The 25,131-nt window shown below is 38.8% G+C and carries 19 protein-coding genes; 4 read left to right on the plus strand and 15 right to left on the minus strand.

Annotated elements, in window-relative coordinates:
• Positions 1-186 precede the first annotated feature (186 nt).
• A complete protein-coding gene (locus KHS79_RS19875) occupies positions 187-945 on the plus strand; it encodes a substrate-binding periplasmic protein (protein WP_212721234.1) in 759 nt (252 codons plus the stop codon).
• A gap of 212 nt (positions 946-1,157) precedes the next feature.
• On the opposite strand, the gene KHS79_RS19880 is transcribed toward KHS79_RS19875, so the two are convergent.
• Entirely contained in the window at positions 1,158-1,823 is a 666-nt protein-coding gene (locus KHS79_RS19880) for a hypothetical protein (protein ID WP_212721236.1), read from the minus strand.
• Positions 1,824-2,356: 533 nt separating this feature from the next.
• Between KHS79_RS19880 and KHS79_RS19885 the strand changes: the two genes are divergently transcribed.
• Together KHS79_RS19885 and KHS79_RS19890 are read left to right on the plus strand one after the other, a co-directional pair.
• Positions 2,357-3,352, plus strand: a complete 996-nt coding sequence (locus tag KHS79_RS19885; protein WP_212721239.1) for a hypothetical protein — start codon at positions 2,357-2,359, stop codon at positions 3,350-3,352.
• 235 nt (positions 3,353-3,587) lie between these two features.
• Positions 3,588-5,258 (plus strand): HEAT repeat domain-containing protein, encoded by a 1,671-nt coding sequence (locus KHS79_RS19890; protein ID WP_212721241.1) that lies wholly within the window; start codon positions 3,588-3,590, stop codon positions 5,256-5,258.
• Between the two features lie 112 nt (positions 5,259-5,370).
• Here the strand turns inward: KHS79_RS19890 and KHS79_RS19895 are convergent, their stop codons facing one another.
• The 3 genes from KHS79_RS19895 to KHS79_RS19905 form a co-directional block, all read right to left on the minus strand.
• Positions 5,371-6,177, minus strand: a complete 807-nt coding sequence (locus tag KHS79_RS19895) for a hypothetical protein (protein WP_212721243.1) — start codon at positions 6,175-6,177, stop codon at positions 5,371-5,373.
• A gap of 586 nt (positions 6,178-6,763) precedes the next feature.
• Complete coding sequence (locus tag KHS79_RS19900) at positions 6,764-7,669, minus strand: DMT family transporter (protein WP_212721245.1); 906 nt, start codon at positions 7,667-7,669, stop codon at positions 6,764-6,766.
• 264 nt (positions 7,670-7,933) lie between these two features.
• Positions 7,934-8,449 carry a hypothetical protein gene (locus tag KHS79_RS19905; protein WP_212721247.1) on the minus strand — a complete coding sequence of 172 codons (516 nt, stop codon included), beginning with the start codon at positions 8,447-8,449 and terminating at the stop codon, positions 7,934-7,936.
• 1,117 nt (positions 8,450-9,566) lie between these two features.
• Between KHS79_RS19905 and KHS79_RS19910 the strand changes: the two genes are divergently transcribed.
• Entirely contained in the window at positions 9,567-11,438 is a 1,872-nt protein-coding gene (locus KHS79_RS19910) for a pre-peptidase C-terminal domain-containing protein (RefSeq protein WP_212721249.1), read from the plus strand.
• 56 nt (positions 11,439-11,494) lie between these two features.
• Here the strand turns inward: KHS79_RS19910 and KHS79_RS19915 are convergent, their stop codons facing one another.
• From KHS79_RS19915 to rsgA, 11 genes are all read right to left on the minus strand, one after another.
• On the minus strand, positions 11,495-13,219 hold the full coding sequence (locus tag KHS79_RS19915; protein ID WP_212721251.1) for an ABC transporter substrate-binding protein: 1,725 nt from the start codon (positions 13,217-13,219) through the stop codon (positions 11,495-11,497).
• 57 nt (positions 13,220-13,276) lie between these two features.
• Positions 13,277-14,011 carry a substrate-binding periplasmic protein gene (locus tag KHS79_RS19920; protein WP_212721253.1) on the minus strand — a complete coding sequence of 245 codons (735 nt, stop codon included), beginning with the start codon at positions 14,009-14,011 and terminating at the stop codon, positions 13,277-13,279.
• A gap of 175 nt (positions 14,012-14,186) precedes the next feature.
• Positions 14,187-14,789: a substrate-binding periplasmic protein gene (locus KHS79_RS19925; protein ID WP_212721257.1), complete on the minus strand. Its 603-nt coding sequence runs from the start codon at positions 14,787-14,789 to the stop codon at positions 14,187-14,189.
• A gap of 17 nt (positions 14,790-14,806) precedes the next feature.
• Entirely contained in the window at positions 14,807-16,468 is a 1,662-nt protein-coding gene (locus KHS79_RS19930; protein ID WP_233468519.1) for an ABC transporter substrate-binding protein, read from the minus strand.
• 366 nt (positions 16,469-16,834) lie between these two features.
• Entirely contained in the window at positions 16,835-17,947 is a 1,113-nt protein-coding gene (locus KHS79_RS19935) for a hypothetical protein (protein ID WP_212721260.1), read from the minus strand.
• A 3-nt stretch (positions 17,948-17,950) separates the two neighbouring features.
• Positions 17,951-19,078, minus strand: a complete 1,128-nt coding sequence (locus KHS79_RS19940; protein WP_212721261.1) for an ATP-grasp domain-containing protein — start codon at positions 19,076-19,078, stop codon at positions 17,951-17,953.
• On the minus strand, positions 19,078-20,397 hold the full coding sequence (locus tag KHS79_RS19945) for a F390 synthetase-related protein (RefSeq protein WP_212721262.1): 1,320 nt from the start codon (positions 20,395-20,397) through the stop codon (positions 19,078-19,080). The genes KHS79_RS19940 and KHS79_RS19945 overlap by 1 nt, the downstream gene beginning before the upstream one ends.
• A complete protein-coding gene (locus tag KHS79_RS19950) occupies positions 20,397-21,278 on the minus strand; it encodes an MBL fold metallo-hydrolase (protein WP_212721263.1) in 882 nt (293 codons plus the stop codon). Before KHS79_RS19950 ends, KHS79_RS19945 begins: the two co-directional genes overlap by 1 nt.
• The gene (locus KHS79_RS19955; protein WP_212721264.1) at positions 21,247-22,227 is read right to left on the minus strand and encodes an NAD-dependent epimerase/dehydratase family protein; all 981 of its coding nucleotides are present in this window, start codon (positions 22,225-22,227) and stop codon (positions 21,247-21,249) included. Before KHS79_RS19955 ends, KHS79_RS19950 begins: the two co-directional genes overlap by 32 nt.
• On the minus strand, positions 22,224-23,210 hold the full coding sequence (locus KHS79_RS19960) for a 3-oxoacyl-[acyl-carrier-protein] synthase III C-terminal domain-containing protein (protein ID WP_212721265.1): 987 nt from the start codon (positions 23,208-23,210) through the stop codon (positions 22,224-22,226). Before KHS79_RS19960 ends, KHS79_RS19955 begins: the two co-directional genes overlap by 4 nt.
• Positions 23,211-23,521: 311 nt before the next feature.
• Complete coding sequence (gene rsgA / locus KHS79_RS19965) at positions 23,522-24,580, minus strand: ribosome small subunit-dependent GTPase A (protein ID WP_212721266.1); 1,059 nt, start codon at positions 24,578-24,580, stop codon at positions 23,522-23,524.
• Positions 24,581-25,131 lie beyond the last annotated feature (551 nt).

Consider the following 25,131-nt stretch of genomic DNA (forward strand, 5'->3'; position numbering starts at 1 on the left):
AAGCCAGATAGGATGATCGTGGCATAGTCCTAAAAAATACCCGCTAATGGTATCAATGTCCTTAACTCATCAGACAGTCACATGTAAGCAACTTCTGCCTACATTTCGACCACAACCGTGAGTATTGACTAAACTTTATACAACACTTTTTTTAATAACAATATCTCAACCATAGGCAAGGTGTTTATGCGCTACTGGTTATTCTTGTGTACCTTTTTAACTGCATTGAGTACTCACAGCTCAGCTGAAGATGTAAAGTTTCGCTTAATTACTGAAAACTTCCCACCTTACAACTACAGTATCCATAAAAATGCATACGAACATAAGGAGGAAAACATTGGCGGTCTGGCTGTTGAAGTTGTTCAAGCATTATTTCAACGAGCTGATCTCTCCTACTCGATGAAGCTTCGTCAGTGGAATTATGCATATGCTTATGCTCAACGCCGCCCTTTCCGTGGCGTCTTTGGAACAACACTAACAGAAGCACGCAAACCACTATTCAAATGGGTTGGACCTCTCATTAGTAATGACTGGATGCTGTTTGCTAAAGCCGACTTCAGTGGCAATATCGCCTCAGAAGAAGACCTTAAACCCTACAAGATTGGCGCTTATAAAGGTGATGTGCGCGCCGAATACCTAAAGTCAAAAGGGTTTAATGTTTCTGAAGTCGACAATGATCGCGTAAACCCAAAACGTTTAGCAACAGGTTTAATCGACTTATGGATTTCAGGAGGCTACTCGGGCAGCTACTACGCCAAAGAAGCGGGTGTCACGAATATTAAACCCGTTTATACAGTAAGAAAGTCCGACCTGTACTTAGCCATGCATAAAGAAACACCACAAAAGTATATCGACCAGCTTAATCAAGTACTCAATGATATGCGTAATGAAGGCTTTATTACCAATTTGACCCAAAAATATGAGAAGTCACTAGGCATGCCTTAGCTAAGCGCAGTCTATTCATTTCCATCAATTTTAAGCTTCACTCACCTGCTTGTCTCTGGTCATTTTTGGAAGCCAGCAACACCAGAACAGCAAGTGAGTGCCAAGCAATTGACAGTCCCCCACGATCAGCTCAATGCTAACTATCTTAACAAGCAGCGCAACCCTTCAACAACTCAGCCATGCTGATAAAGCATGATCAAAAACCTTTTAACTTATATGTTCCAATCAGCAGGGTTAGCTGTATTAAAACGAGAGATTTTTCTACTATTATCACCTTTTAGTTGGTAGTACGTATCTTGATATATTTTCCATCGACACAGGTCGATAGGCGTAACTTCAGAGGCATTAACACTGTCAACCAAGGTGCTCACTTCCAGGGCTGCAGCCACTAATTCAGAACAAAAAAACTTACTAAAATCTTCCCGATTATAGCCTATACCATGCCCCCCAAATGCCAGTTCATCTAACGCATCTAACGCCGATTTAATTGCTTGTGACATATCATAAGGCTTTCTCTCTTTGGCTTGATTAAACAGAAAATTATAAAATGCTTTTTGCTTAAAACGTGTTTTTCTTAACTCTTCGTTAAGCGGTAACCACCAAAGCTCACCATCATAGGTATTTAAGCGATCACTAAATCGCGAAATGTTGACGCCATTAAAACCATGGAGCGATGTTGACTCAATGATTTGATTAAAAAATCTATTAGTATCATCACTCGTAATTTTTGTTTGTAAAATGACGCCTACATGCGAAACATCTGAAAAAGTTGCAAACTTTATAATTTCTGAAAAGTGCCCTTTTCCACCGAAGGCAATGACATCACCTGGCTGCATCAAAGGTCGTGCATCTTCATAGAATATCTGCTTCACAGGCATAACTACTCCCCCGTTTTTTAACGAGTTTTTACACAATTATTCGTGGGTTAATTTGTTTACCCTACTGAGTGTAGTCAAAACATAAAACCCGTGTCAGATCCCTTCAACACCCGTTTTAATGCACATTTATTCCTGCTTTAGCGAGTCCAGATCTTCTTTTCTTATTACTAAGCACTGTTGCAAACTACTAAGCATAGCTGCAACACAGGCAATGTCGTATTTTGCCTAGTTTTTCTCATGTAAAGCAGCACTTATAGTTAGAGCATCAAATACGTTACTAAAAATGAGATTTATCTCAATTTGTCTACCTATTGTTTTCGACATAAATAAAGTGAGTGTGATATACAAACAGCTAAAACTTAGTTCAAAAAACTTTTGGGGATTTAAATACATCCATTAAATACCTTTGCTTGGTATTTACTTATAAATCAGAAATTTTCAACACGTTTAAATTTATAAAAAACTAACCAACACCTGCTCATAACAACAGTCTGTTTCATGAAGTTTGCGCATAAAATACATAAGAGATAACAATGAAACTCATTAATATAAAAAAATACTTTATTATCAGCTCCACTCTATTACTCACTACCTTTTCTGCACATACGACAGCGAATCTGAGTCCCAAAAATGTGTTAAATAAAGCGCATAAGGCACAAACTAATAAAGCCATCAAGAATTTTAAGCAAAACCGAACGGCTAAAGGCTATATTTATGCATCAGAAAACAAGCTAATCGGGAGTACCCAGGAAACCTTCAAGGTTACCGTAGGCCCTCATAATACCCAAATGAGTTCTGTGACAGGTAACATCCACTTTGCATTTGATCCAACCCAAGCAGCATGTACTCGTGGCCTCCACCTTACGTATTCGATTGGGGCATCAACGCCGATTTCAATTAGTCCTAGCTGTGATAACTTACTACACAAAGAATTAAACTACGATTGGAGTCATACCATTGCTTCACCTGAAGTTACGCTACCAGAGGTTCCCTTAGATGGCTTAGGCATCTTTAGAGTTGGCGCTAAAGTAGGTGGCGCTTTTAATGTGGGCGCTAACTTTCGTGCAGGCCTAAAAATTGGTGGTTTCGAAAAAAACAACGACCCTATTTATCAACAGGGCGTGAGACAGCCCGATGTTATCTATGCTACAGCCAGTCCCTGGATTTCAGGTAGTGTTACTGGTAAAGCCTATGCCGCCGTTGATTTTCTGGGGATGAAGCGTATAGAAAAAGGGGTTAAAGGGCGTCTTAACCTCATTAATATGTCTACAGAAGGACACATTGAAGGAGGCATTACTTATAAGCCTGGTGCAGCCTCTTTACTCAACACAAACGAAAACCCTTATCAGTATTACACTAAACTGAAATGGACAGGCAGTGCTAAAGGCGGAGATGGTGATATTTCACTTTATTGTGACGTAAAGCTCTTCAATGTGTGGAATATATTTAGTCGTTCTACCAAAGTGATCAGCTGGAAACCTATCTACGAAACTCAAAAAACCTTCTACGAAAAATCACACTATTTTTAGAGGCAAGCTCGCTACGAAGGATATATTTATTGAGCACGAGTAAAACGCAAGAAACTATGCTCCTAATTTATAGATATCCAAAGCACCTCTATTTAAAGGGCACCTCTAAAAAGATACATTTTTAAAGGTGCTATAAAAACACATTAAATGTGCTATACCCATAGCAAAGGGTATATGAGTTTTTGCTATCGCCTTTACAGAAGCGAGTTAATAATCTCATTAGGTGGTCCAATCCATGAGTAAAATACACCGAACCCTCTTTTTCTCTATACTCACGTTACTTGGTGGCATGTTGGCTGGACTACTCTATTTTGCAGCTATGAATACCGTAACGCTTAATAGTTTACCGAAGACGGACTCATCACCTTTAGTAAGTGAATCCAATAATAAGATTGAAAATACAGCAAACGATAAGCAGCAAAAACTCGCCTATCAAGTCACCATAAACAGTAATATGACAAACGCCAGTAATGAAGCAACCAGTACGGTCATTCGTTTCAACTTGGCCTTAAAACAATCTAACCCTGATTCAAAGAATTCAACATCGCTGTTGGGTCGTATTGACCAAATAACCACAAGCAGTCCAGCTGTCGCTATGAGTGCTCTACCTGAATCTCTTTCGTTTACAGCAAAATACCAAGATGGCTATTTCCACGATATCGACTTACTGCAGTTACCAGAAGGCCATCCTCTCTTCATTATTAAAACAGTATTACAGCACCTGTCCTATAACCAACATAAACCTCTTCAGCTCCAGTTAGCGGATGGCACATATACTTTTCAATATACACGACAAAAACTGCAAGTAAAACGTGAAGCAGTTCGCATAAATCATATAACAACACAAACAGATACATATCGTATTATTTCAGAATCAGATCAATGGAACTTGCTTTTACAAACATCTTTACATCCCCAGTCCCTCAAATACGATACATTTCGTCAAATTAACTACAACGACCAGGTTATAAATATTGATCAATCGATTACAGTCGACCCTATTCCTTTTCCACTTGTTTTTGATGACTCCCCTACCCTCTTTGCACACAATGCAAACAAGGACTATACACTTGTAACTTCCACATCACATAAACAGCCCACAATTGAAAGTAATGCTGAACTTATGAGTGCGCTAACAGCATTCACCAATGCTCCTGACTTATATGCTATATCAGCCATAGGACAATATGCTGCTCAACATGCTGGACTTTCATTTGTGGAAGACATTTTACTGAATACCTCACAAGATGATGCTATAAAATCAGCAATAATATTTGCCCTTGAACAGTCAGGTGTCCCTGAAGCTAACAATATATTGTCAGCAATCATTCTGAATGAAGCCATCGATGAAAAAAACAGACTTCGAGCAATCACTTCTATAGCAAAACTTGGCGATGTTACTTCTGATTTAGCACTCGACACGCTACAACAAATGTCTCATATTGATAATAAAACCATTGCTGATACGGCAATCCTTAATGTAGGAATATTAGGTGATCATGCTGAACATTTAGCAGATAACGTCACTGACTTTCTTAATAAGAAACTACACCAAGATAACAGCAATAATCGCTATATTACATTACTTGCTATAAATAACCTCAACACTTCAACCCTAAATCAACAGGTAATGCCCTTTTTGACCAGTGGTCATTATGAAGAACGTATGATTGCTGCTCGCATTCTTGCAAAAAATGAGCAGTACCAAACAAAATTATTTGATCATTTATTAGTTGAAAACAATCCCAGTGTTGCCGGTGAAATCATTGATGCTTACTTATCCCAAAAAAAGGCATTCTCTTTATCAAAAGAATATCAATCAAAACTCATCCGCCGTATGAATACAACAACCATCACTCCACTACGGGATAAGTATGAAGTGTTATTAAATGCAACAAATGAATAGTAGGTTTAATGAAGGGTAGTTTTTTATACCCTTCATACCTCCATGTTTACTTTTCATTCATACAGTTCTACATAAAAACCTTTCATCTTTAGACTTTGGTATTTTCTTTCGATTAAGATAAACTGTTTTCAATAGTCGTACACTCATCACGAATCCTTTCTAACCAGAATTTTAAATTATCATCTGAGCGATAATTTAAACGTATATTACGCACCATCTCACCAATATTAATCAACCGATAGTTGATAAAGTCGTAAAAAATAGCTTCCTCATTATAAGTAGGCCTGTATTTGTAAATCATTGTACAGTCAGCCCACTCTATATTTTTAGGGACTAAAGATACAACTAAACTGGTACGACTCCCACCTGCACAAATCTCTGCTTTATGTAAAACATGACTCCCCTGAAGTAAAATTCCCTCTCCAGGTTTTAGTGTAAAGTCACCAAAACCTTTGGTACATAAACGACCGCTATTAACACCACTCTTTTTGCCACTTTTTTCCAGCAGGATCACAAATACAAATGGAACATAATCAAAATGCCAATTATCTACAGCGCACTCCTCACCATCGGACTGTAAATTAACATGACTATGCTCCAAATGAATGGGATGCATTTTTAACTCAACACCCGCAATTTTGGATAATTCTAATTCTAAATTTGAGTAACTAAGAATTTCATCAATCTCTGAGATACCTCGAATTGTGTATGATCGACTGTATTGGACTGCTTTCGGCTTATTTTTATTTACAATACCAACAAAATTAACTAATTTTTTATCAGAAATAACCTTAAAAGGCTCACAGCAAGCAAAGTCAATCTCAGGGCAAACACTATTCAGATTAGGTGTTATTCTCCAGTGTGGATTAATATCTGATAACCGTTTCAGCTGAAGTGAAGCAGGAGCACCCATAAACATAGAAGACCCTCCATGGCATCAGACAAACTATATAACTGAAACATCACATAATGATCTCTTTACTGTCTTATTATCTTAGCATTTGATATGCCTCTCTCTCCACAGCGAACAGATAGTCTTTTATAGGCACAGCATACAACAGATAGCGCGATTTTCTTTACACTTTCTCATCATGAGATTATTCCACTTTTATATTAACCTGTTCATCCCAAACAACCGTATTTCGCATACTTAGCATCCTAGCTCATATTGCATTAACACAAAAAACCTATAAGGGTTCTCACTTTCTCGCTTTGCCTACATGCTAATGGCAAATATCCTACACCGACATACAACAATCGTCACTTTGCTTAGAACCCAAGTTAGGCCACACTATATATCAACAGGCTGGCACCAACGGATGGTTCAAGGAAGCTCTTTCGTAAGGATGCGTCAGGGAGAAGCCAGCCAGGTTTTAAGTTAGAACCCAATGGAATGGGTTAGGGAACAACTTAAAGGACTAAGTATCACTAGGATGGTGACAAAAAAACCTGCAGGATGCAGGTTTTTTTTGTGTCTATAGATTAGTATGCTACAGAAGCCTCACCTATACTTCCTTCATTTGATTTTGAGTTACAAGCTCATTAGTACTTTGCCGACGGTAATTGATTAGATATAACGCTCCAAGCACCAAAACAAGACCAATGAAATGCAGAAAGAAAATTGCTTCACCGTCTAATACACCCCACATGATGGCTACAATTGGAATAAAGTATGTTATAGATACGGCAAAAATTAGCCCATAGCGTATAATTAAGCGACTATAAAGAGAAATCGCAACACATGTCCCTAATAATGCAAGCACAGCAATAGCCAGTAAAGCAGCAACAGTATGACTGGATGTAGACACCTGTCCTAAAGAATAACGTAAAACTATCCCTATAAACGCAGGAATTGACCATATGCTAATTGAGATTGCAGTAAGCCTTACTGCCGAAATATGCTTTAACCGGTGACGAATCAAGTTACTGGCTATTCCATAACTGATCATACCAAGTAATACTACTCCACAATAAAATAGGTGATGTGTAATATTAGTTAAATCTGCACTCGACAAAACTAAAACAGTCGCACCTATACAACCTAAGCCTGTTCCTAACAACTCACTTCTAGAGAAACGCTGATTGAATGCAAAGAATGCAATAACCAACACAAACACAGGTTGCAATGTATTTAACATCCCCACTAGTGCACTAGGTACAACCTGTTGTCCTACTGCAAACAATAGTGTTGGAAAAACACTTCCAAAAAACCCCGTAAGAGCTAAGCACTTCCAGTCATTAAGTGATAAATGCCTTAATGCCGGTCGTAACCAAAAATACAATGGAATAAAAAAAAATCCTGAAAAAAACGTGCGTAATAAGCCAACATCTAATGCATTGAACGCCGTTAAACCTTGCTTAATAAGAATATATGTACTACCCCAAATAAGGGATAACAATATTAACAACAACCAAGGCTCAATACGCTCAATCGTTTTTTTTATAATTAAAGTTCATCAAAATATCCTTATTTCATAGATTAAAATACGAAATATACTCAATCATGCATTAAGTAAATATAGGACAAATCGATCGAGAAAAGGTATTTTATAAATGAGCCGAAAAAAGACGCAAAGCGTCTTAATCCAAGCCTCAAACCCTCAGTCGCAGCATTCCTGCTACAATAAGTATTTTCATAGACAGCTTTCACAGTCTATTCAAATCCAGGTATAAAGTTAAATATCTTTTCCAAACGCCTGCTCTGCACACCTGATAAACCGACTTTGCTCATCTGTTGGCAAGCCATCAACGTTTACTATGAAGTTCAGTGTCTCAATCACAGATTTTTTTTGTGCTGTGGTAAAGTCACTTTGTAGGGGAGCAAGGATATATTTCACTTCCGCAATATAGTTTGCACTATCTTTCCATAAAAAAGCAGCTGTAGTGAAAGCTTCAAGTGCCTGCTTCTCCGAAAGGTAAAAAGTATCAACAAACGTTTGTATAATTGTATCTTTTAGCTCTTTTGTTATTTCACCCTGAAGTTTAGCTACACCGACAACTAATACAGTCGCCCCCTCAATTGGATTTTCCAATCTATGCAGTGGTTTAATAGAATAAAGCTTTGCCCATTTGTACCTTCTAGACCAATGGAACGGATTGAATGCGTTTAAATCAACGCCTGACTGTTGGAGCCGGTTAAAAGCCCAAACTAAAGCAGCAATAGATGTTATTAACCCGATAAGAATATGCATGTGACTATCCTGTTACACTGCCAAAAGAACTACTCTATTGAAGAATGATATCAGCACACTGTAGCAGCCCTAAGCAAAGGACATATGTAGCCGCCAATATCAAACCAACACTTACCACACAAAGTTAGCTATCATATCACTGGATGATTCCCCCTCACAATTACGGGTTATACCAGTCAAATTTCTAAAAAGAATTAAAAACTATTTACTTATTTGCAAACATCAGAGTACTAGGGCCTGCTAACACTATTTGAATATCACTGTTATGACGGTAAAAGCACTCATCTAGGCGCGAAGCGTGAATTTTAGTGGTTCTAAATGAACAGTGAGCAACAACGAGTAGTGCTTTTACCGTCATCACCCTTTGGGCCGTGATTATTTTTTTATTCTTATTTGTTCTATACCTTCAACGAAGGGTTTTTAGTGCGGCTAGTTTGGACTGTGAAGACTTTTAATAGCGCGAAAAAATTGATTCGCGAAGGGTATACCCTTCACTATCGTTCTATCCTTCAACCAAATCAATAACACTAAATAATCGCAAGTACTACAACCGAGCTTATTGAAATATCTAAATAACTATCAATAACACACTTATGGTATTTTTGATATAAGCCAGTAATCAGCATAAGGTGGATTACACTCATCGAACGGTTAAACAGCAGAGCAAGGAAAAAAAACTCCAAAGGAGGCTTTACATTTTTTCAATGAGTACTTTGCAGACGTTGGAAAAAATGCCACAAAAAATGCTTTTTTAGATAAAAAGAGTTGCCATATAAGATGAAGCCACTCTCAAACCATCCTCTATAACAAATCATAATTTAAAGTTATACAATAGTTCTTAAAATTCTATACGTAAATAATAGAGGTGAAGTATTTATCTACTAGTCTATAGAAATAGACCTTTAACTTTCTTAGTTACTGTCATACTGAACAAACACGTCGTTTAGCATAATTAAAGGTATATATCTGCTCGATTCAACAATAATTTCTCACACTATCTTTTTATTAAAAATATCAGCGTATCAGTTTACCTAACAACCCCATAGCAGTGAATATAAAACCTATAACTGTTAACGAATGGAATAGTATAAATTATCTATAAGCAAGGAAGGTTATAATGAAATATAAAGAAAAATTATTCTTTTTCAGGCATAGCGTAATAGGTTACATAGGCGCAGTGTTTATCCTAGTTTATGCTCATAATGTATTAAGCGCTCAATCTATAGGTATAACATCTCGCCAGTTCGAACAGCGACAGCTTATCTATTCAGCAAATGAAATGTTTAGTTTTGATATCAACATTTTTTTAGAAAAAAACGCTCCACATTTAGTTCAATATAGTGAAGTAATTTCTCATTGGAGTGGCTACTCTAGTATCAGCCCAAAAGTACTCATTGCTTTAATAGAGCAACAAACAGGGCTGATTACCAATAAACACTTAAATATATCAGAGTTTAATAAGCCATTTGGCGATCTTTCTGAAAAAGATGGTTTTTCCAAGCAAACAGAAGATATTGCTATCAAACTTTCAACATTTTTTTATAATAATGAAAATAAAAAAAGAAATGCTATATCAGTAACCTCCACAGCACTCGAGCAACTTTTTTCGACAACGAGTCAACAGACAAGTACTGACAATTTACCAGAACAACATATCCGAAAAAGGTTAGATAATTTTTACACCATCTACTATCGACTATTTCCGGTCACATCGTATGAAAATCAAGAATTTTCAACTGAGCAAAAGCAGGATGAGTCAAACAATCAAAATATGCTAAATCCACGTCTTGTTGTCCCCCCTAATAACCTTTTGCAACTGCCTTACCTTGTAGGCAAAGCATGGTACTATGGTGGTAGTCATACCAATACAGGAAGCGGTACTTATCCACAATCTTCATTAGACTTAAATAATGGTGGTGTGTGGGGTTCAGATACCTCTCACCTATGGGTCGCAGCAGCTGCCGCTGGGCGTGCCAAAGTGCATTCATCCTGTAATTTAGAAATTGTACATGAAGGTGGCTGGTCTACCACTTATTATCACTTAGATAATATTCAGGTGAGAACCAACGACACAGTCTCTCGCAATCAAAAAGTGGCTAACTATGCAAGCAATAAGTCGCAAGCCTTATGTCAAGGAGGACATTCTACAGGACCCCATCAACACTTTAGCCTTAAAAAAGACGGCCGATTTTATCATTTAAATGATGTAAAACTGTCTGGCTTTAAAGTGCATACCGGCAGGGATAGTTATGACTCAAACTGTAATTACTTTTGGCTTGAAAAAAATAATAACAAATACTGTGCATGGAATAAGCTTACCAATCCCGGGGTTCCTGGTGGTCCAAACCCTGATGATGACATTGAATTAAAAAATGGTATACCCATAGCCAACATATCAAAAACTAAAGGAGATCATACTTACTATAAAATTAAAATCCCGGCTAATGCCACCGAGCTTATGTTTAAAATTGATGGAGGTTCAGGTGATGCAGATATGTATGTCCAGCCTGATACCAAACCCACACTCTCTAACTGGGATTGCCGACCCTATAAGGTCACTCAGCTTGAAAAATGCTCTTATGCAACACCCAAAGCCACAACCTATTATGTATTACTTCATGCATTCAGTAATTATAATGATATTACCCTGACCGCATCATATAAAAACTCAAAAGATCACACATTAGAAAACGGTGTACCAATAACCAATCTTAGTGCAACGAAAGGGCATCAGGTCTATTACCAAATTAATGTGCCCGCCAAAGCCACTAACCTAAAAATATCCGTGGATGGTGGAACAGGTGATGTAGATATGTATGTAAAATCAAGCACAAAACCCACATTATCAGAGTGGGATTGCAGGCCATACAAAACAACTCAATATGAAGTGTGCAGTTACAATACTCCTGCCACAGCAACTTACTACATAATGCTACATGCATTTAGTAATTACAGTGATATTACATTAAAAGCTGCTTATGACAACTAACAGTTGTCATAATATCTGGTATGCTCAGTATCATTGAGCATGCCAGACTTATCATGCTAATCCCATGCCTTTAAAGACTCCTCATAAGATAACGTCTCCCCTGGAGGTTCTTCATTTGCTAATTTGGGTTTTGGTGCGCCCGGTCGATTCAACCAGTAACTTTCATCTTTAGGCTTGTTTAACTTTGGTTCACAGTGCTCTTGGCCGCTTTTGGCAATTTGCTGTAAACGATTATCCATTTCCTGAGCCATTTTATTCATTGCTTGCTGGACGGAGTGAGTACCCGTGACCGCTAATGAAACATACGTCCACCACACTTCAGATAATAATGGATAGTTTGGCACATTTAAACCTGTAGGTGTCCATGCATTTCTTGCATTACTACGATAAAACTCAACAAGACCACCGTATTTGTTGGCTGCCTTGGAAAAGGCCACAGAATTTATATCTGACTTTCTGATCGGTGTTAAACCAACAAGTAATTTACGTAAAGATACTGTTTTTGATACGACAAATTGTGCGTATAACCATGCAGCTTTCCTTCGATTTAATGGTGTATTTTTCAAGAAAGTCCACGCACCTACATCCTGATATCCCATTTTCATACCAGGCTCCCAATAAGCACCTCTCGGTGAAGGAGCCATACGCCATTTAGGTATACCATTACTATCGGTGACAGGCAGAGAAGGCTCTGTTAATGAGGCAGTATAGGCTGTATACCAAAAAATCTGTTGCGCAATATTACCTTCGCCAATGAGTGGTAATGAACGTCTTTCATCCATATTAATGGCTTCAGGTGGTGCAAACTTTACCAGCCATTCCTTATATTTACGTAATGCGTATACAGCAGCAGGACTATTTAGTGCCCCACCTCTGGCCACACTGGCTCCCACAGGATGACAATCTTCAACTCGTATCCCCCATTCATCAACAGGCATACCATTCGGTAAACCTTTATCACCAGCACCCGCCATGGATAACCACGCATCTGAAAAACGCCATGCTAAAGAAGGGTCTTTTTTTCCATAATCCATGTGACCATAAACGGTTTTCCCATCAATTTTCTTAATTTTATTAGTAAAAAAGTCTGCAATATCTTCATATGCAGACCAGTTTACAGGCACACCCAGTTCATAACCATAAATCGATTTGAATTTTTCTTTGAAATCTGGCCTCGAAAACCAGTCATGACGATACCAATATAGATTGGCAAATTGCTGATCAGGTAACTGGTATAATTTTCCATCTAACCCAGTAGTAAAACTTAAACCAATAAAGTCGTCCAAATCTAATGTAGGTAATGTGACTTCTTTTCCTTCATTTTCTATAAAATCAGTTAAATTAACGACTTTACCCGAGCGGAAATGAGTTCCAATTAAATCACTATCACCAATATATGCATCATAAATATTAAAACCAAGCTCAATCTGTGTTTCCATTTTAGTAACAACATCATCTTCAGCTGTGGTTTCATGAACAACATTAATACCGGTAATATCTGTAAATGCCTTAGTTAATACATTAGACTCATACCAATGAGTCGCAATTGGCTCCGATACCACCCGAATCGTTAAACCTTGGTAAGGGTTAGCTACATTAACAAACCAATTCATTTCCTGTAACTGCTCTTCTTTACTTAAAGTACTCTCTATAAACTCATTTGTTAGCCACCACTGAACATCTTTTTTTTCAGCAGAACACGTAAGACTAAACAGTATAAAAAAAATCAGACCAGTATAGTGACCATAATTTTTTATACCTAAATAAGTAAAGAGCAGCATTCACTTTAACCTCTCCATGTCGGTATACACTTAGTCTTCTTTAAATTTATCATCTTATTAGTGATACTGGCTTTGTATTTTACTTATACTTCCATCTGCGTACATTGATTTTAAAACACTCTGTAATTTTTCAATATCCTCAATAGGTGTTTCTAAATTACATGCTAAGGCACGTAATGTTGTTAAATAAACTAGCTGTTCCTTTAACTTAACATTATTCTTTTTCGCATAGTACGATGAGGTTATGGTATCTGCTGCCCACACATCTATCCGTTTATTTGCCAATTTATGTACATTATTTTCTTCTTTTGACGTTAGTCTAATGGTGTACCCTAATTTTTCTAAATAGTCCACCACAGCACTTCCACTATAGCTACCGATTTCCATTTTCTTTACATCATCAATTGTTTTAATGGTATGTGGTGAATCCTCCATGGTATAAAATCCTGTTTTTGTAATTAAGGTTGGACTTACCCACTGAAACAGTGCTTCACGAGCCTGAGTCCTTTGTACTGGAAATACACAATTATATTTTTGAGTTTTGGCCATATTAAAAGCTCTACGAAGAGGCACTATTTTCAATTCATAAGGTAATGAGGCCTTATTGAATAACATTGAAACAATATCAATACTTACTCCCTTTAGCTCTTTCCCTTTTTTAAAGCTATAAGGGGGTAACTCCTCAGTAAACAATTTATATTCTACTGCATAGCTACTCAGAGGTACTAAGCCGGTAACGTATATCAAAGGCATATAATTTAATAGCCTAGTTAACAATCGCTTTATCATCATTAACACCTTCTTGTTCGCTATAAAAAAATAACTCATCTACATCATTGATACTTATTCATCACAGCAGTAACACTGCCATCCTCGTACATTTTTTTTAGTGAAAATCTTAATTTATCAACTATGGGTTCAGGGACACCAATATTACAAGCTAGCGCTCGGAGAGTGGTAAAAAAGACTACATGCTCCTTAATTTGGATATTATTTTTTTTGCATAATATTTTGCAGTATTGGTATCAGCAGCCCAAATATCTATACGGTTATGCGTCAATTTAAGGATATTATTTTCTTCCTTTGTGGTTGTTCGTACAATAAATTTCAAATTACTAAGATAGTCAACGATGGCGCTACCTGCATAGCTTCCTATTTCTAAATACCTTGCATCTTCTAAAGTACGAATGTGTAATGATGACTGCTTATTAGTGTAAAATGCCGTATGTGTAATGAGTATTGGACTTATCCAGTGAAAAACGACTTCTCTCTCTTGATTTCTCTGCACAGGAAAGGCACAGCTGTTTGATCTGTTTTGCAACATACTGAATGCCCGTTTCCATGGCACAACACGTATTTCATATTCAAGCTTTGCGCGGTCAAATAATAACGACACTATCTCCACACTAATACCATTCGGCTGTGTACCCTTCTGCATACTATAAGGTGGTAGTTCTTCAGTATACAGTTGGAGTTTTTTAGCAAAAATGAACTGTGGCACTCCGATAAGAATGGTAAAAATAAATATCCCTGATGGTATACAGTTGATGAGTGAAACTATCTTCATCATCTTTGCCTATTAATAAGCTAATCCCATGCCTTTAAAGAGGCTTCATACGAAACAGTCTTTCCCTCAGGCTTTTCATTATCAAGTTTAGGTTTTGGTGCACCAGGCTGCGCTAACCAATAACTGGGATCTTTTGGTTTATTTAGTTTTGGATCACAACGTTGTTGCCCTTTACTGGCAATTTTATGCAAACGCTCATCCATTGCTTTAGCCATTTCATCCATCGCCTGTTGAGCTGACGTTTGGCCACTAATTGCCAGTGCTGTCTTCTTCCACCAAAGATCTGCTAACTCTGGATAATCAGGTACATTGATTCCTGTTGGCGTCCATGCGACACGGGCTTTACTACGATAAAACTCTACTAGTCCCCCATATTTATGAGCGGCCTTAGAAAAAATGGGGGACTGAATATCAGAGTTTCTAATGGGGGTCAAACCCACAAGTAATTTCTTCAAAGAAACGGTTTTAGATACAACAAATTGTGCATACAACCAGGCCGCTTTACGACGATCTAAAGGAGTGCTGCTTAGAAAAGTCCACGAACCTGCATCCTGATAACCCAGCTTCATTCCTTTTTCCCAGTAAGGTCCTCTAGGAGAGGGAGCCATTCGCCATTTAGGCGTTCCATCACTGTTTGCTACAGGTAATTCTGGTTTTGTAAGCGCTGCAGTAAAAGCAGTATACCAAAATATTTGTTGCGCAATATTTCCTTTACCAGGTATCGCCCCCGCTTGACTAAAGTTCATATCTTTCGCTTCAGGTGGTGCATATTTATTTAACCATTCGGTAAATTTACGAATTGCATAAACAGCTGCAGGACCATTTAGCGCACCTCCTCTAGACACACTAGCACCTACTGGATGACAGTTTTCCACTCGAATACCCCACTCATCTACCGGCATACCATTAGGAATACCTTTATCACCAGCGCCAGCCATAGACAACCAGGCATCAGAAAAGCGCCAACCTATTGAAGGGTCTTTTTTTCCATAATCCATATGACCATACACAGGATGACCGTCAATTTCTTTTACCTTATTAGTAAAAAAATCTGCAATGTCTTCATACGCAGACCAGTTAACGGGTACGCCTAAATCATACCCATAGATTGACTTAAACTTGGCTTGTAAATCTGGTCTTGAAAACCAGTCATGGCGATACCAATACAGGTTGGCAAATTGTTGATCAGGTAATTGATAAAGTTTACCATCAGGCCCCGTTGTAAAACTTAAGCCGATAAAATCATCCAAATCCAGCGTTGGTAGTGTAACGTCTTTCCCTTCTTGTTCGATAAAATCACTTAATGCGATGACTTTCCCATAACGATAGTGTGTTCCAATTAAATCACTATCATTAATATATGCATCATAAATGCTGTAATCTAAATTTATTTGCGTATCAATTTTTTTTACTACATCATCCTCTCCAGTAATCTCATGCACAACATGAATTCCAGTGATATCAGTAAATGCTTTTGCTAATACATTTGCTTCATACCAGTGAGTATCGATACGCTCTGAAACCACACGTATTTTCATTCCTTGAAAAGGTTTGGCTGCATTAACAAACCATTCCATTTCACTTAGCTGTTCTTCTTTTGTGAGCGTACTTTCATTAAATTCAGATTTGAGCCACCACTTGGCCTCTTCCATGCCAGCAAAGATAAAAGGACTCAATAACATCAAAAGTAAATAAACAAGCAATGAATGTATAGCCCGTCTAGATATAACAGAGGTTTCTCTCATACTATCTACTCCGATAGAGGATACCTCTAACAACCTAGCGAGCTAATCTGCTAAAGGCGTTTATTTACTATTAAGCATCATGAAATTGAATATAAGGAGTATAGTTCTAATACCGTTGCCCGCCACCAGAACTAAGAAAGCTGAAATAAGCTATAAACCACGAGGTATACCCTTCACAAATGATTTCTAGGCTTTGTTATCTTCTCTCCTCACCCCAATCACCTATTAATATAGGCTCATGGGACTTCGTCACTCGATGGCCGCACCTAAAAACCATTCGTATTGGGTATATTCTAATTAAACCTACAATTCAAAGCGCTCAAGCAAAGGCTTATAAAGGTGTTGAGATAACCATGATAAGAAATGCCATACAGTCTTTTGGTAACGGCTGAGGTGCTGGATATAAACAAAGTTATATTCAATAACCGCTTCCGCACCCCGTAAACGTTTAAATTCAGGTGCTCCTGCACTAAGATTTAATTTTAAATTATTTTGCTGAGCATACGATAAGTTAAACGCCACCAGGCGCCGATAAAGTGCCATTTTTTTAGGCATTTGCATGTTATACCCAATAATAGGTACTGTGAGGGTGTCGTCTATTCCACAAAAACCAACTACTCCTAGCATCTTTTGTTTATGAAATAAACCATAAAGCTCTAATAACCCAGCTTTGACATGTTGAGCAAAATAGTTACTCGTAAACTGAATATTATGCTTACTATACTTATCCAAATACAACTGATTATAATAATCTTCAGCGAGCTTCATAAGCACCTGATTATCAGGATCCAGCACTCTAAAACACCAGTCAGGTTGTTTTAGTAGCTTTAAATCTGCTCGTGCATCCCTTTTTTGTTGCCATTTTTTAAAGTCCATAAACAAATAAACCTGTCGGTTGACAATGGGCAACCAGCCATCTTCTTTTACTTTGGCAATTATTTCTGGGTATTCCTGTTCATTCAGTGATCTCAACATTAAAGCATGATGGGGATATTGCCCAAGAGCTTGTTTCCTTAATGCCTTTAAATTTATTGTTTTCCATGCCTTTGCATAAAAATTGGTTGAAAAGCACAAATTATTAAGTATTTGTATTTGATCAAGCTTTGCCCAGCGGAAAGGTACTTCAACAAGATATGTTAAACCCAAACAAAAAATACGTAATATACGACTACTGACTTTCGGCAATTCATCACGCGTGAAATAAATCAACTGTGTCATGGGTGAGACCACATAACAGTTATTTTTTACAGCAGATTGCTTTCCCTGCAGAGGGATAATAGGATGATTAACGGTTGCACTGATAATAGCATCGTCTTGTTTATACGAAATAAACTGAGTATGCAATTGCCTGATCAAACCTGGCTGTTGCATAACGGTTAAAAATCGCTGTTGAAATGTATTATTATTCAGCTTCATTGGCTAGTTAGCTTCTTTGTCTAATGGTGTATCCCACTCAATGTCCAAAGTACTGATATCCGTCATTGGCCGTCGATAACGTACACAACGAAAACATAGTTCAGCCAAAGTTAGGCACTGTCCACCAACGAATAATGGGTAAGCACTATCGGCAAAAACATCATCAGCACATCGATAATCAAATAATAACTTTTTAAACGGCTCCTTAAATAAAAAGCCATAAAATATGATGTTACCAAGCCGGTATGATCTGGTTACAGATGGTTTATAGTAAAAATGACCATTGACGTTGACTGTTAAACCAGAAGCTAATAGATGTAGCCCACTGGTTGCTCTTGGGTTACACTCAATGACATAGAGCGCATTGTTTTCTTCAATAAAATCAAAAGCAACCTGTCCGTGATACTGTGTTCTCTCACCAAATTGTCGAATAAACTCATCTAAGCGCTTATCACAATAAGGCTCAAAATAACTCGCTGCCGACTGATTAATACAATATTTTGGCAAATAAGCCTGATGAGCTATTAGTTGACCATGCTGAAAAAGCGCATAATTGCATATCGCCTGCCCTACTATTTTTTGCTGTTGGACCCATGGTATCGCAGGGGTAATCTGATCAGATGTAAGCACACCTTGGTAAGGACGACGAATAACCTGACGGCCAAATCTCGAATACACAGGCTTTAAAATAGATGCTTTATCATCAACAATATCATCAGGGTGCTGGCAATAATCTGTAGAAGGTATCTGTACCTGACCTAACCCTGATAATAAGGATAAACTAGTAAATTTATTATGTAATTTAAACAACAGGTCATAATCTGGTAAATACCATTCTACTTTTTGCTCGCCCAGTTGCGCTTCAACGTCTTCTTTGATCGTCGCCAAATAAAATATTTCTTCACATGTAGGGATAATGCATTCAATGCAATTATCCCTTAACAGTTTAATTAACGCCTGCTTATATTGCTGTAAATTAAAGCGAGGTGAAGGTAATCGAACATAACCTTGTATACCCTTTATAAAACGCCCCAAAGGCCAAACCATACTATCTGCCAAACAAACCTGATGACCTGCCCGCATTAGTAATCGCGCCCACTCAATGGCTACGGGGGCTCGTGCACCTGTCACTAAGATGACCACAGATTGACCACACGTCGCTGTTTAGTTAAAGGATGCCACTGTGGACGTGGCTGATATTCAAAATGTACCTGTCTTACATCCACATGTAATTGCTTGAAAAGTTGCTGCAAAGCCATTGCAATAGCTGCATGCTGCAGGTCACTTTCAATCTGGATACGATTTATTTTGATTTGAGTAATTCGATAATCTAGAGGCCCTTCACTCATCAAGCTTACAGCTCGGTATATTAAATCAGGTAACACCGCAACTGGTGTATGATTCGCACCCGGTAATTTCAGTAAATCACCGGTACGCCCGGCAATACTCCCTATAGCTTGGAAAACTACAGGTGAAGAACGAGCTATCTTTAGTTGGCCTTTTTCTTCTTGAGCAGCATTGTGTTCACTGCCCTGTTCGTTAACAACCGCAATAACATCATCTAACTGATAACGAATAATCGGCTGCGTCCGTCGTCTAAAATCAGTGATAATAGGAGAAAAATGTGTTTTATCTGGTGTTAGCCAATGTGGCTCAATATGCACGATATCCTCATTCCAACGCATAACACCATCCCTTTGCGTGCACGCCAAAAAACCTTCAGTGCATTGGTATATTTCATGAATTGGGCATTTAAACTTGGCAGCTAACAACGCTCGGTCAGTAGACGTTAACACTTCCGCCCCCGAGACCACTAATGAGGGTGACAATGTTTGATGTTCCTGGGCACACAATTGAAGCGCCTGAGCACTGCCTACCAATAAGGTAGGGTTAAATGCCGTCAGCTCCGCCATCCATTGATCGAGTGGTTGAGTAAGATCCACATAGTGAAAACGAATATGCCCTCGTTGTACCGTTTGATATAACGGGCTATTTGCTCGAAGCAATAACGCAATACGTTGCGGCATCCATAAACTTGGCAATAACCGACCTAGAATATAACCTGCCCAACAGTGACGCTCTGCTTGCGAAGCTAAAAATAATCCGCGTTGTCCTGAAGTGCCTGAAGATAAACCAACCGTAATATCCTTTAAGACTGAACGACTAAAATCCCTTTCCTGCTCTGCTTTCAAAGCACAGGCAAATAACTGATCTCGATCCAGTTGCCGTGTATTCAGTTGATTAAAGTGCTCCATCATGAGCGACTTTGACATCAGTGGGAATTCTGCTAATGGTTTGCCCCGAAATGCCTGGTAAAATGGTGAATGCTGAGTAACCCAATCCAAATGTCGCGCTACTTGGTGCTGTTGCCATTCAACTAATTGGGAGCGTGTTTTAAAACGACGGTAGCGGCTCATCATTAAATGGCGAAGTATATTCAACTTTTCCATTAGCTAATCCAGCCACGCTGTTTTAATTGATTCAGTGTTTCCTGGCAGTGTGAAGGCAGAAATATAACTTTATCCTTAGTCTGTTCATAACAAGTTCGCAGTTTATTCAATGTATCTTGATATGCCTGTCGATTATCACAGACAATATTTGCCAGCCAATGTTGATTAACGCCATCTCTCAAGTTGTCAATAAGCCAACAGGCATCAGCTAATAAAAATAAAAAACCTTCAGCCAAACGTACCAATAACCCCATTTGCCCTGCCGCATGTCCAGGCAAAAACACCAAATACAGTGCCTTATCACCAAATAAATCATATGCTTGAAGACCAAGAGATCCTGTTGTTAATCCCAAAACATTAGCCAAATCCAAAGGAAAATGATTGATCATTGTTAGACTTAAATCTTCAGCATAAGACAATTGTTGTGGTGTTAATAAACCTTGCAAATATCCTTTGCGAATACGATTAAAACGGTTAGCCTGTGTCATAAAATGATGGGCATCAGGATGACAATAAACCTTTGCCTCATTAAATTCACAAACACCTGCGATGTGATCCGCATGAAAATGTGACAACACAACATGGTTTATATCTTCTGGTTTAATCGCTAACTGTGCAAGCTGTGATACCAGCGTTTCTGTCTCTGATAACGAACACGGTGTCACTAAAGCATAAACACGTTCAGGAAAATGTCGAGTACACTGCATGAAGCGTTGATGATAGCCAGTATCAAAAAGTATATAGCCCTGTTGCGGGTGATTAATTAATGCCACCCCGGCAGGAAAAGCTTTTGGGGCCCAGCCTAACCCTGGTTTCACCATAAAACCAGGGTGAACACAATGACCGACTTCAAACAGCCTGATGCTGATACCACTGGGCATAACGCTGAATTCCTTCTTTAATCGATACTTGGGGCTGATAACCCAATTGATTTTTGGCCTTCGTAATATCAAGCGTCTGATGATAATGAAAAAGCGCTGCGGTATAACGGGTTAATTTGGGCTCAGGTAATGTTGGCAGTTTCCGACAACACCATTCATTCATACGAATAATGGGCGCAATCAATGGATAGGGCAATGTTTTAATCTGTACAGTTTGCTGCAGTGTTGAAAATAAATTCTGTAAAACGGTTTGCATAGGCATCGGTTCATCATTGGTAATATTAAATACCGATTTGGATGCAACAGGCTGTTCTGCTGATAATAAGGCGGCATCAGCGACATTGTCCACATAAGTCAAGTCAACAATAGGATTTCGTCCTGAAGGCAACCACAATATCCCATGACGAATAACCGCTAAAATACGTGGCAAAATCGCTTGATCATAAGGGCCAAAAATTCCTCGTGGCCGTAAAATAACACTATTTAATGTACTATTAAGCACCTTTTTTTCTGCCCACGCTTTTGTTTGTGCATAGTCATTACAAAATACAGGTCCCAAGGGTTCCTCTTCTTTTATCATCATTTTATCTTGAAAATTAAAGTAAACACTTGGCGTAGAAATATGTACAAATCGCTTAACCTTATTTTGTGTTGCAGCTTGCAGGATATTTTCTGTACCCTCTACATTACTCAATACAAAATCTCGATGCTTACCCCAAGGACTCGATAATGCCGCACAATGAATGACCGCATCAATATCCTGGCAAGCGTCAAGCAATAACGCTTGCTGTTGTAAATCAGCACAAACAAATTCACTGTGTGTACTACTGGCAAGCTGCTTGCCAATGACTTGATTTCGACCTAAAAAGCGAATGGAATGTTGAGTATGGTATTTTCGGACAATGGCTTGTCCCAGCATACCCGTGCCTCCAGTCACTAATAATTTCATAACTGCAATACACCTAAACCTAATGACAGTCCTGCTGCTGAGCCAAATAGCAGCACGTTTTTTCCTGCAGGAGGTTGCTGATGAACCAATAAATTATGTAAAGCAATCGGGATCGATGCCGCAATTTGGTTGCCCATGGTCGCAAAGATATTAATGACTTTATCCTGCGCAAAGCCAAGGCGTTGTGTTAAATGTGCCAACCCTGCATAACTGGCTTGATGAGGAACAATATATTCAATATCCGCCATGGTTAAACCGGCTTTGCTAAGGCCTTGTTTAATAAATTCTGGTGCCAGTTTAGAAACCAGTTTATAAAGTGCTTTACCCTGCATTTCAAAAAAGCACCCTGAAGCGACAGCTTCCATATCATAACGAGCAGGATGCAACCCACTACCTCCCGAACGAATCTGGCACAAGTTATAGCCTTCAGGAAAGGTTTGAAACAGGCTTGACGTTAACCCACCTGCTGATGAAGATGCCTCTAAAATAAAAGCCGCCGCACCATCTGCAAATAAAGTGGCCGTTTCAGCTTTGGTATCCGTCACCCCCACCTTCGCAACTTCACTTGAAATAATCATCACTCGCTGATAGCGCCCACATTGTAATGCACAATGACACATCTCCAGCGCAGTTAAAAAAGACAAACAACTGGCATTCACATCCATACTGGCCACAGGGGTTTCAGCCCCCAGCTCATTAAGAATTCCTGCCGCATTGTAGGGTAACGCCTGATGACTGGTCCCACTGGCACAAACCAGCAAATCCAGTTCTTCTAGTGCCATACCTGCTTGCCTTAGTGCCTTTTTCCCCGCCATAGCCCCCATATAGAGTGCGGTTTCATGGGATGCTGCATAATGCCGGTAATCAACGCCATAACGTTGCCGACATGTACCTGGAGTCAAGCGCAAACGTTGATCCAGCACTTCTGCGGAAATAGTTTGCTCTGGAAGGTAGCAGGCACTTGTCCTGATCGTGAATGACATGTCAGCCCTCGCTTTACTGCTTTAGTACGTCAGTCTTTAGACATTTATATACACACTCGTTGTGTACAACTGCTAAATCTTTAGAACAATAAATCTCCTTCAACCACTACTCATGGTGAAACCACTATGCTTATAGACCATATCCCCCCATTATATCCAGTTTTGATAAAGCCAGATTAAAATAGGTGACTCGATGTATTATTAAACACTACTTAAAAAATAATCCTAAAAAAAACCTGCTCAAAGAGCAGGCTATTATAAGCTTCAATATCCTATTTTTTTACCAAAAATAAATAAGCATTTAATACAAGTTAATCATTTATATTTTTCCTTTTTTGTTTTTCTCGCTGAATATTGCGGCATAGCTTACCAAACTGCTTGTCACGTTGATGCTGCTGAGCGATAGTTTCAGCATTCCTTTGCTGCTCTTTAAGCAATTTCCGATAATTTTTCCAGCGACGCGGGTCCAGCTGATTTGAGGTTAAAGCTTGCTGAATAGCGCAGCCTGGTTCATTTTCGTGAGTACAATTACTAAATCGACAATTATTGATGAGTACTTCAACATCAGCGAATACACTTTGTACTCCCTCTTCACATGAAAGTAACTGAAGCTCTCGCATCCCTGGTGTATCAATTAATAAGCCCCCACTATCCATCACATAGAGTGTTCTTGCTGTCGTGGTATGACGTCCCTTAGCATCATCTTCACGAATTGTCTGGGTTAGAGCCTGTTGCTGACATAAACTGTTTATCAGTGTCGATTTACCCACACCTGATGATCCTACCAAGGCCACGGTTTGACCTACCTTACACCATGCCTGCAGCCCCTGTAAGTGTAATGGATCTCGAGCGTCACAGACTTCAACCATAAGGCCAGGCTGAAGCGTTCGCGCCTGGGCGACAAAATCATCAACACCTGCACACTGGTCTGACTTGGTCAAGACAAGAACAGGTGTAACCCGCGCCTCTGATGCTAATACCAAATAGCGCTCAAGCCGTGAAATATTAAAATCCTGATTACAGGAAGAAACGATAAATAGCGTATCAATATTGCTCACAATAGGTTGCACAGCCACTTGTTCACCAACCGCTTTACGCGCAATGAGTGACAGGCGAGACAGCCGCCGTAACGGTCTGGCATTATCCTGTAAAAGAGTGGCCTCAAATAACAGCCAGTCCCCCACAGCCAGTGGTTGCAGCTTTGCACATAATTGCGTATCGATAGAAAACGACGCATCAGGTATCAGCACTTGGATATGTGAGCGATGGATAGCCACAATCCGGGCTGCTATCGTTGAAGACAATTCATCAAGTGTTAATTGTTGCTGAAAAAAAGGTTTCCAACCAAGTGTTAAATGATTGATAAACATAAGAGAAAAGCCTGATTAAAAATGACTTCTAGGGCTTCTCAATAGAAAACCCCGGCTAGAAATACCGGGCTATATAGGAGGAGTGTGTCAAGCAACGAAAAACAACACCTGCGTTACCATCCAGATGTAGATTTTTGCTTACTTATAGGTCTGCTAGCTATTTACCACTGATTTTGCCTTTAGATACATCTCATCCCATTAGCCCAGAATAATTTCATTACACTCATGTCTATCCTCCAGCGACTAAAAAAGGGTTAATTTTTAAACTTGCTTACCCAAAAGGACACACCAAGGGCACCTCTAAAAATGCCTTGTTACATTACGTGGTGTATCTCTGGTTAGCAAGTATTTTTAAGCGAATTCCTTGCGCAAAAAGCACAATCTAATAAAGCAATAACAAAACTAAGACAACCTTAGCTGTATTTTATGGCTAATTTCCTACACACATCATTAACAATTATCACTTTGATCATCCCTGCAATTCATGGATCATAACATCCGATGATGGCTGGCAGCATGAAGCTTAAGGGAGCTAAAGCGTATGGATGCGT

Origin of the sequence: Zooshikella ganghwensis (assembly GCF_018263875.1) — a bacterium.
GTDB lineage: Bacteria > Pseudomonadota > Gammaproteobacteria > Pseudomonadales > Zooshikellaceae > Zooshikella > Zooshikella ganghwensis.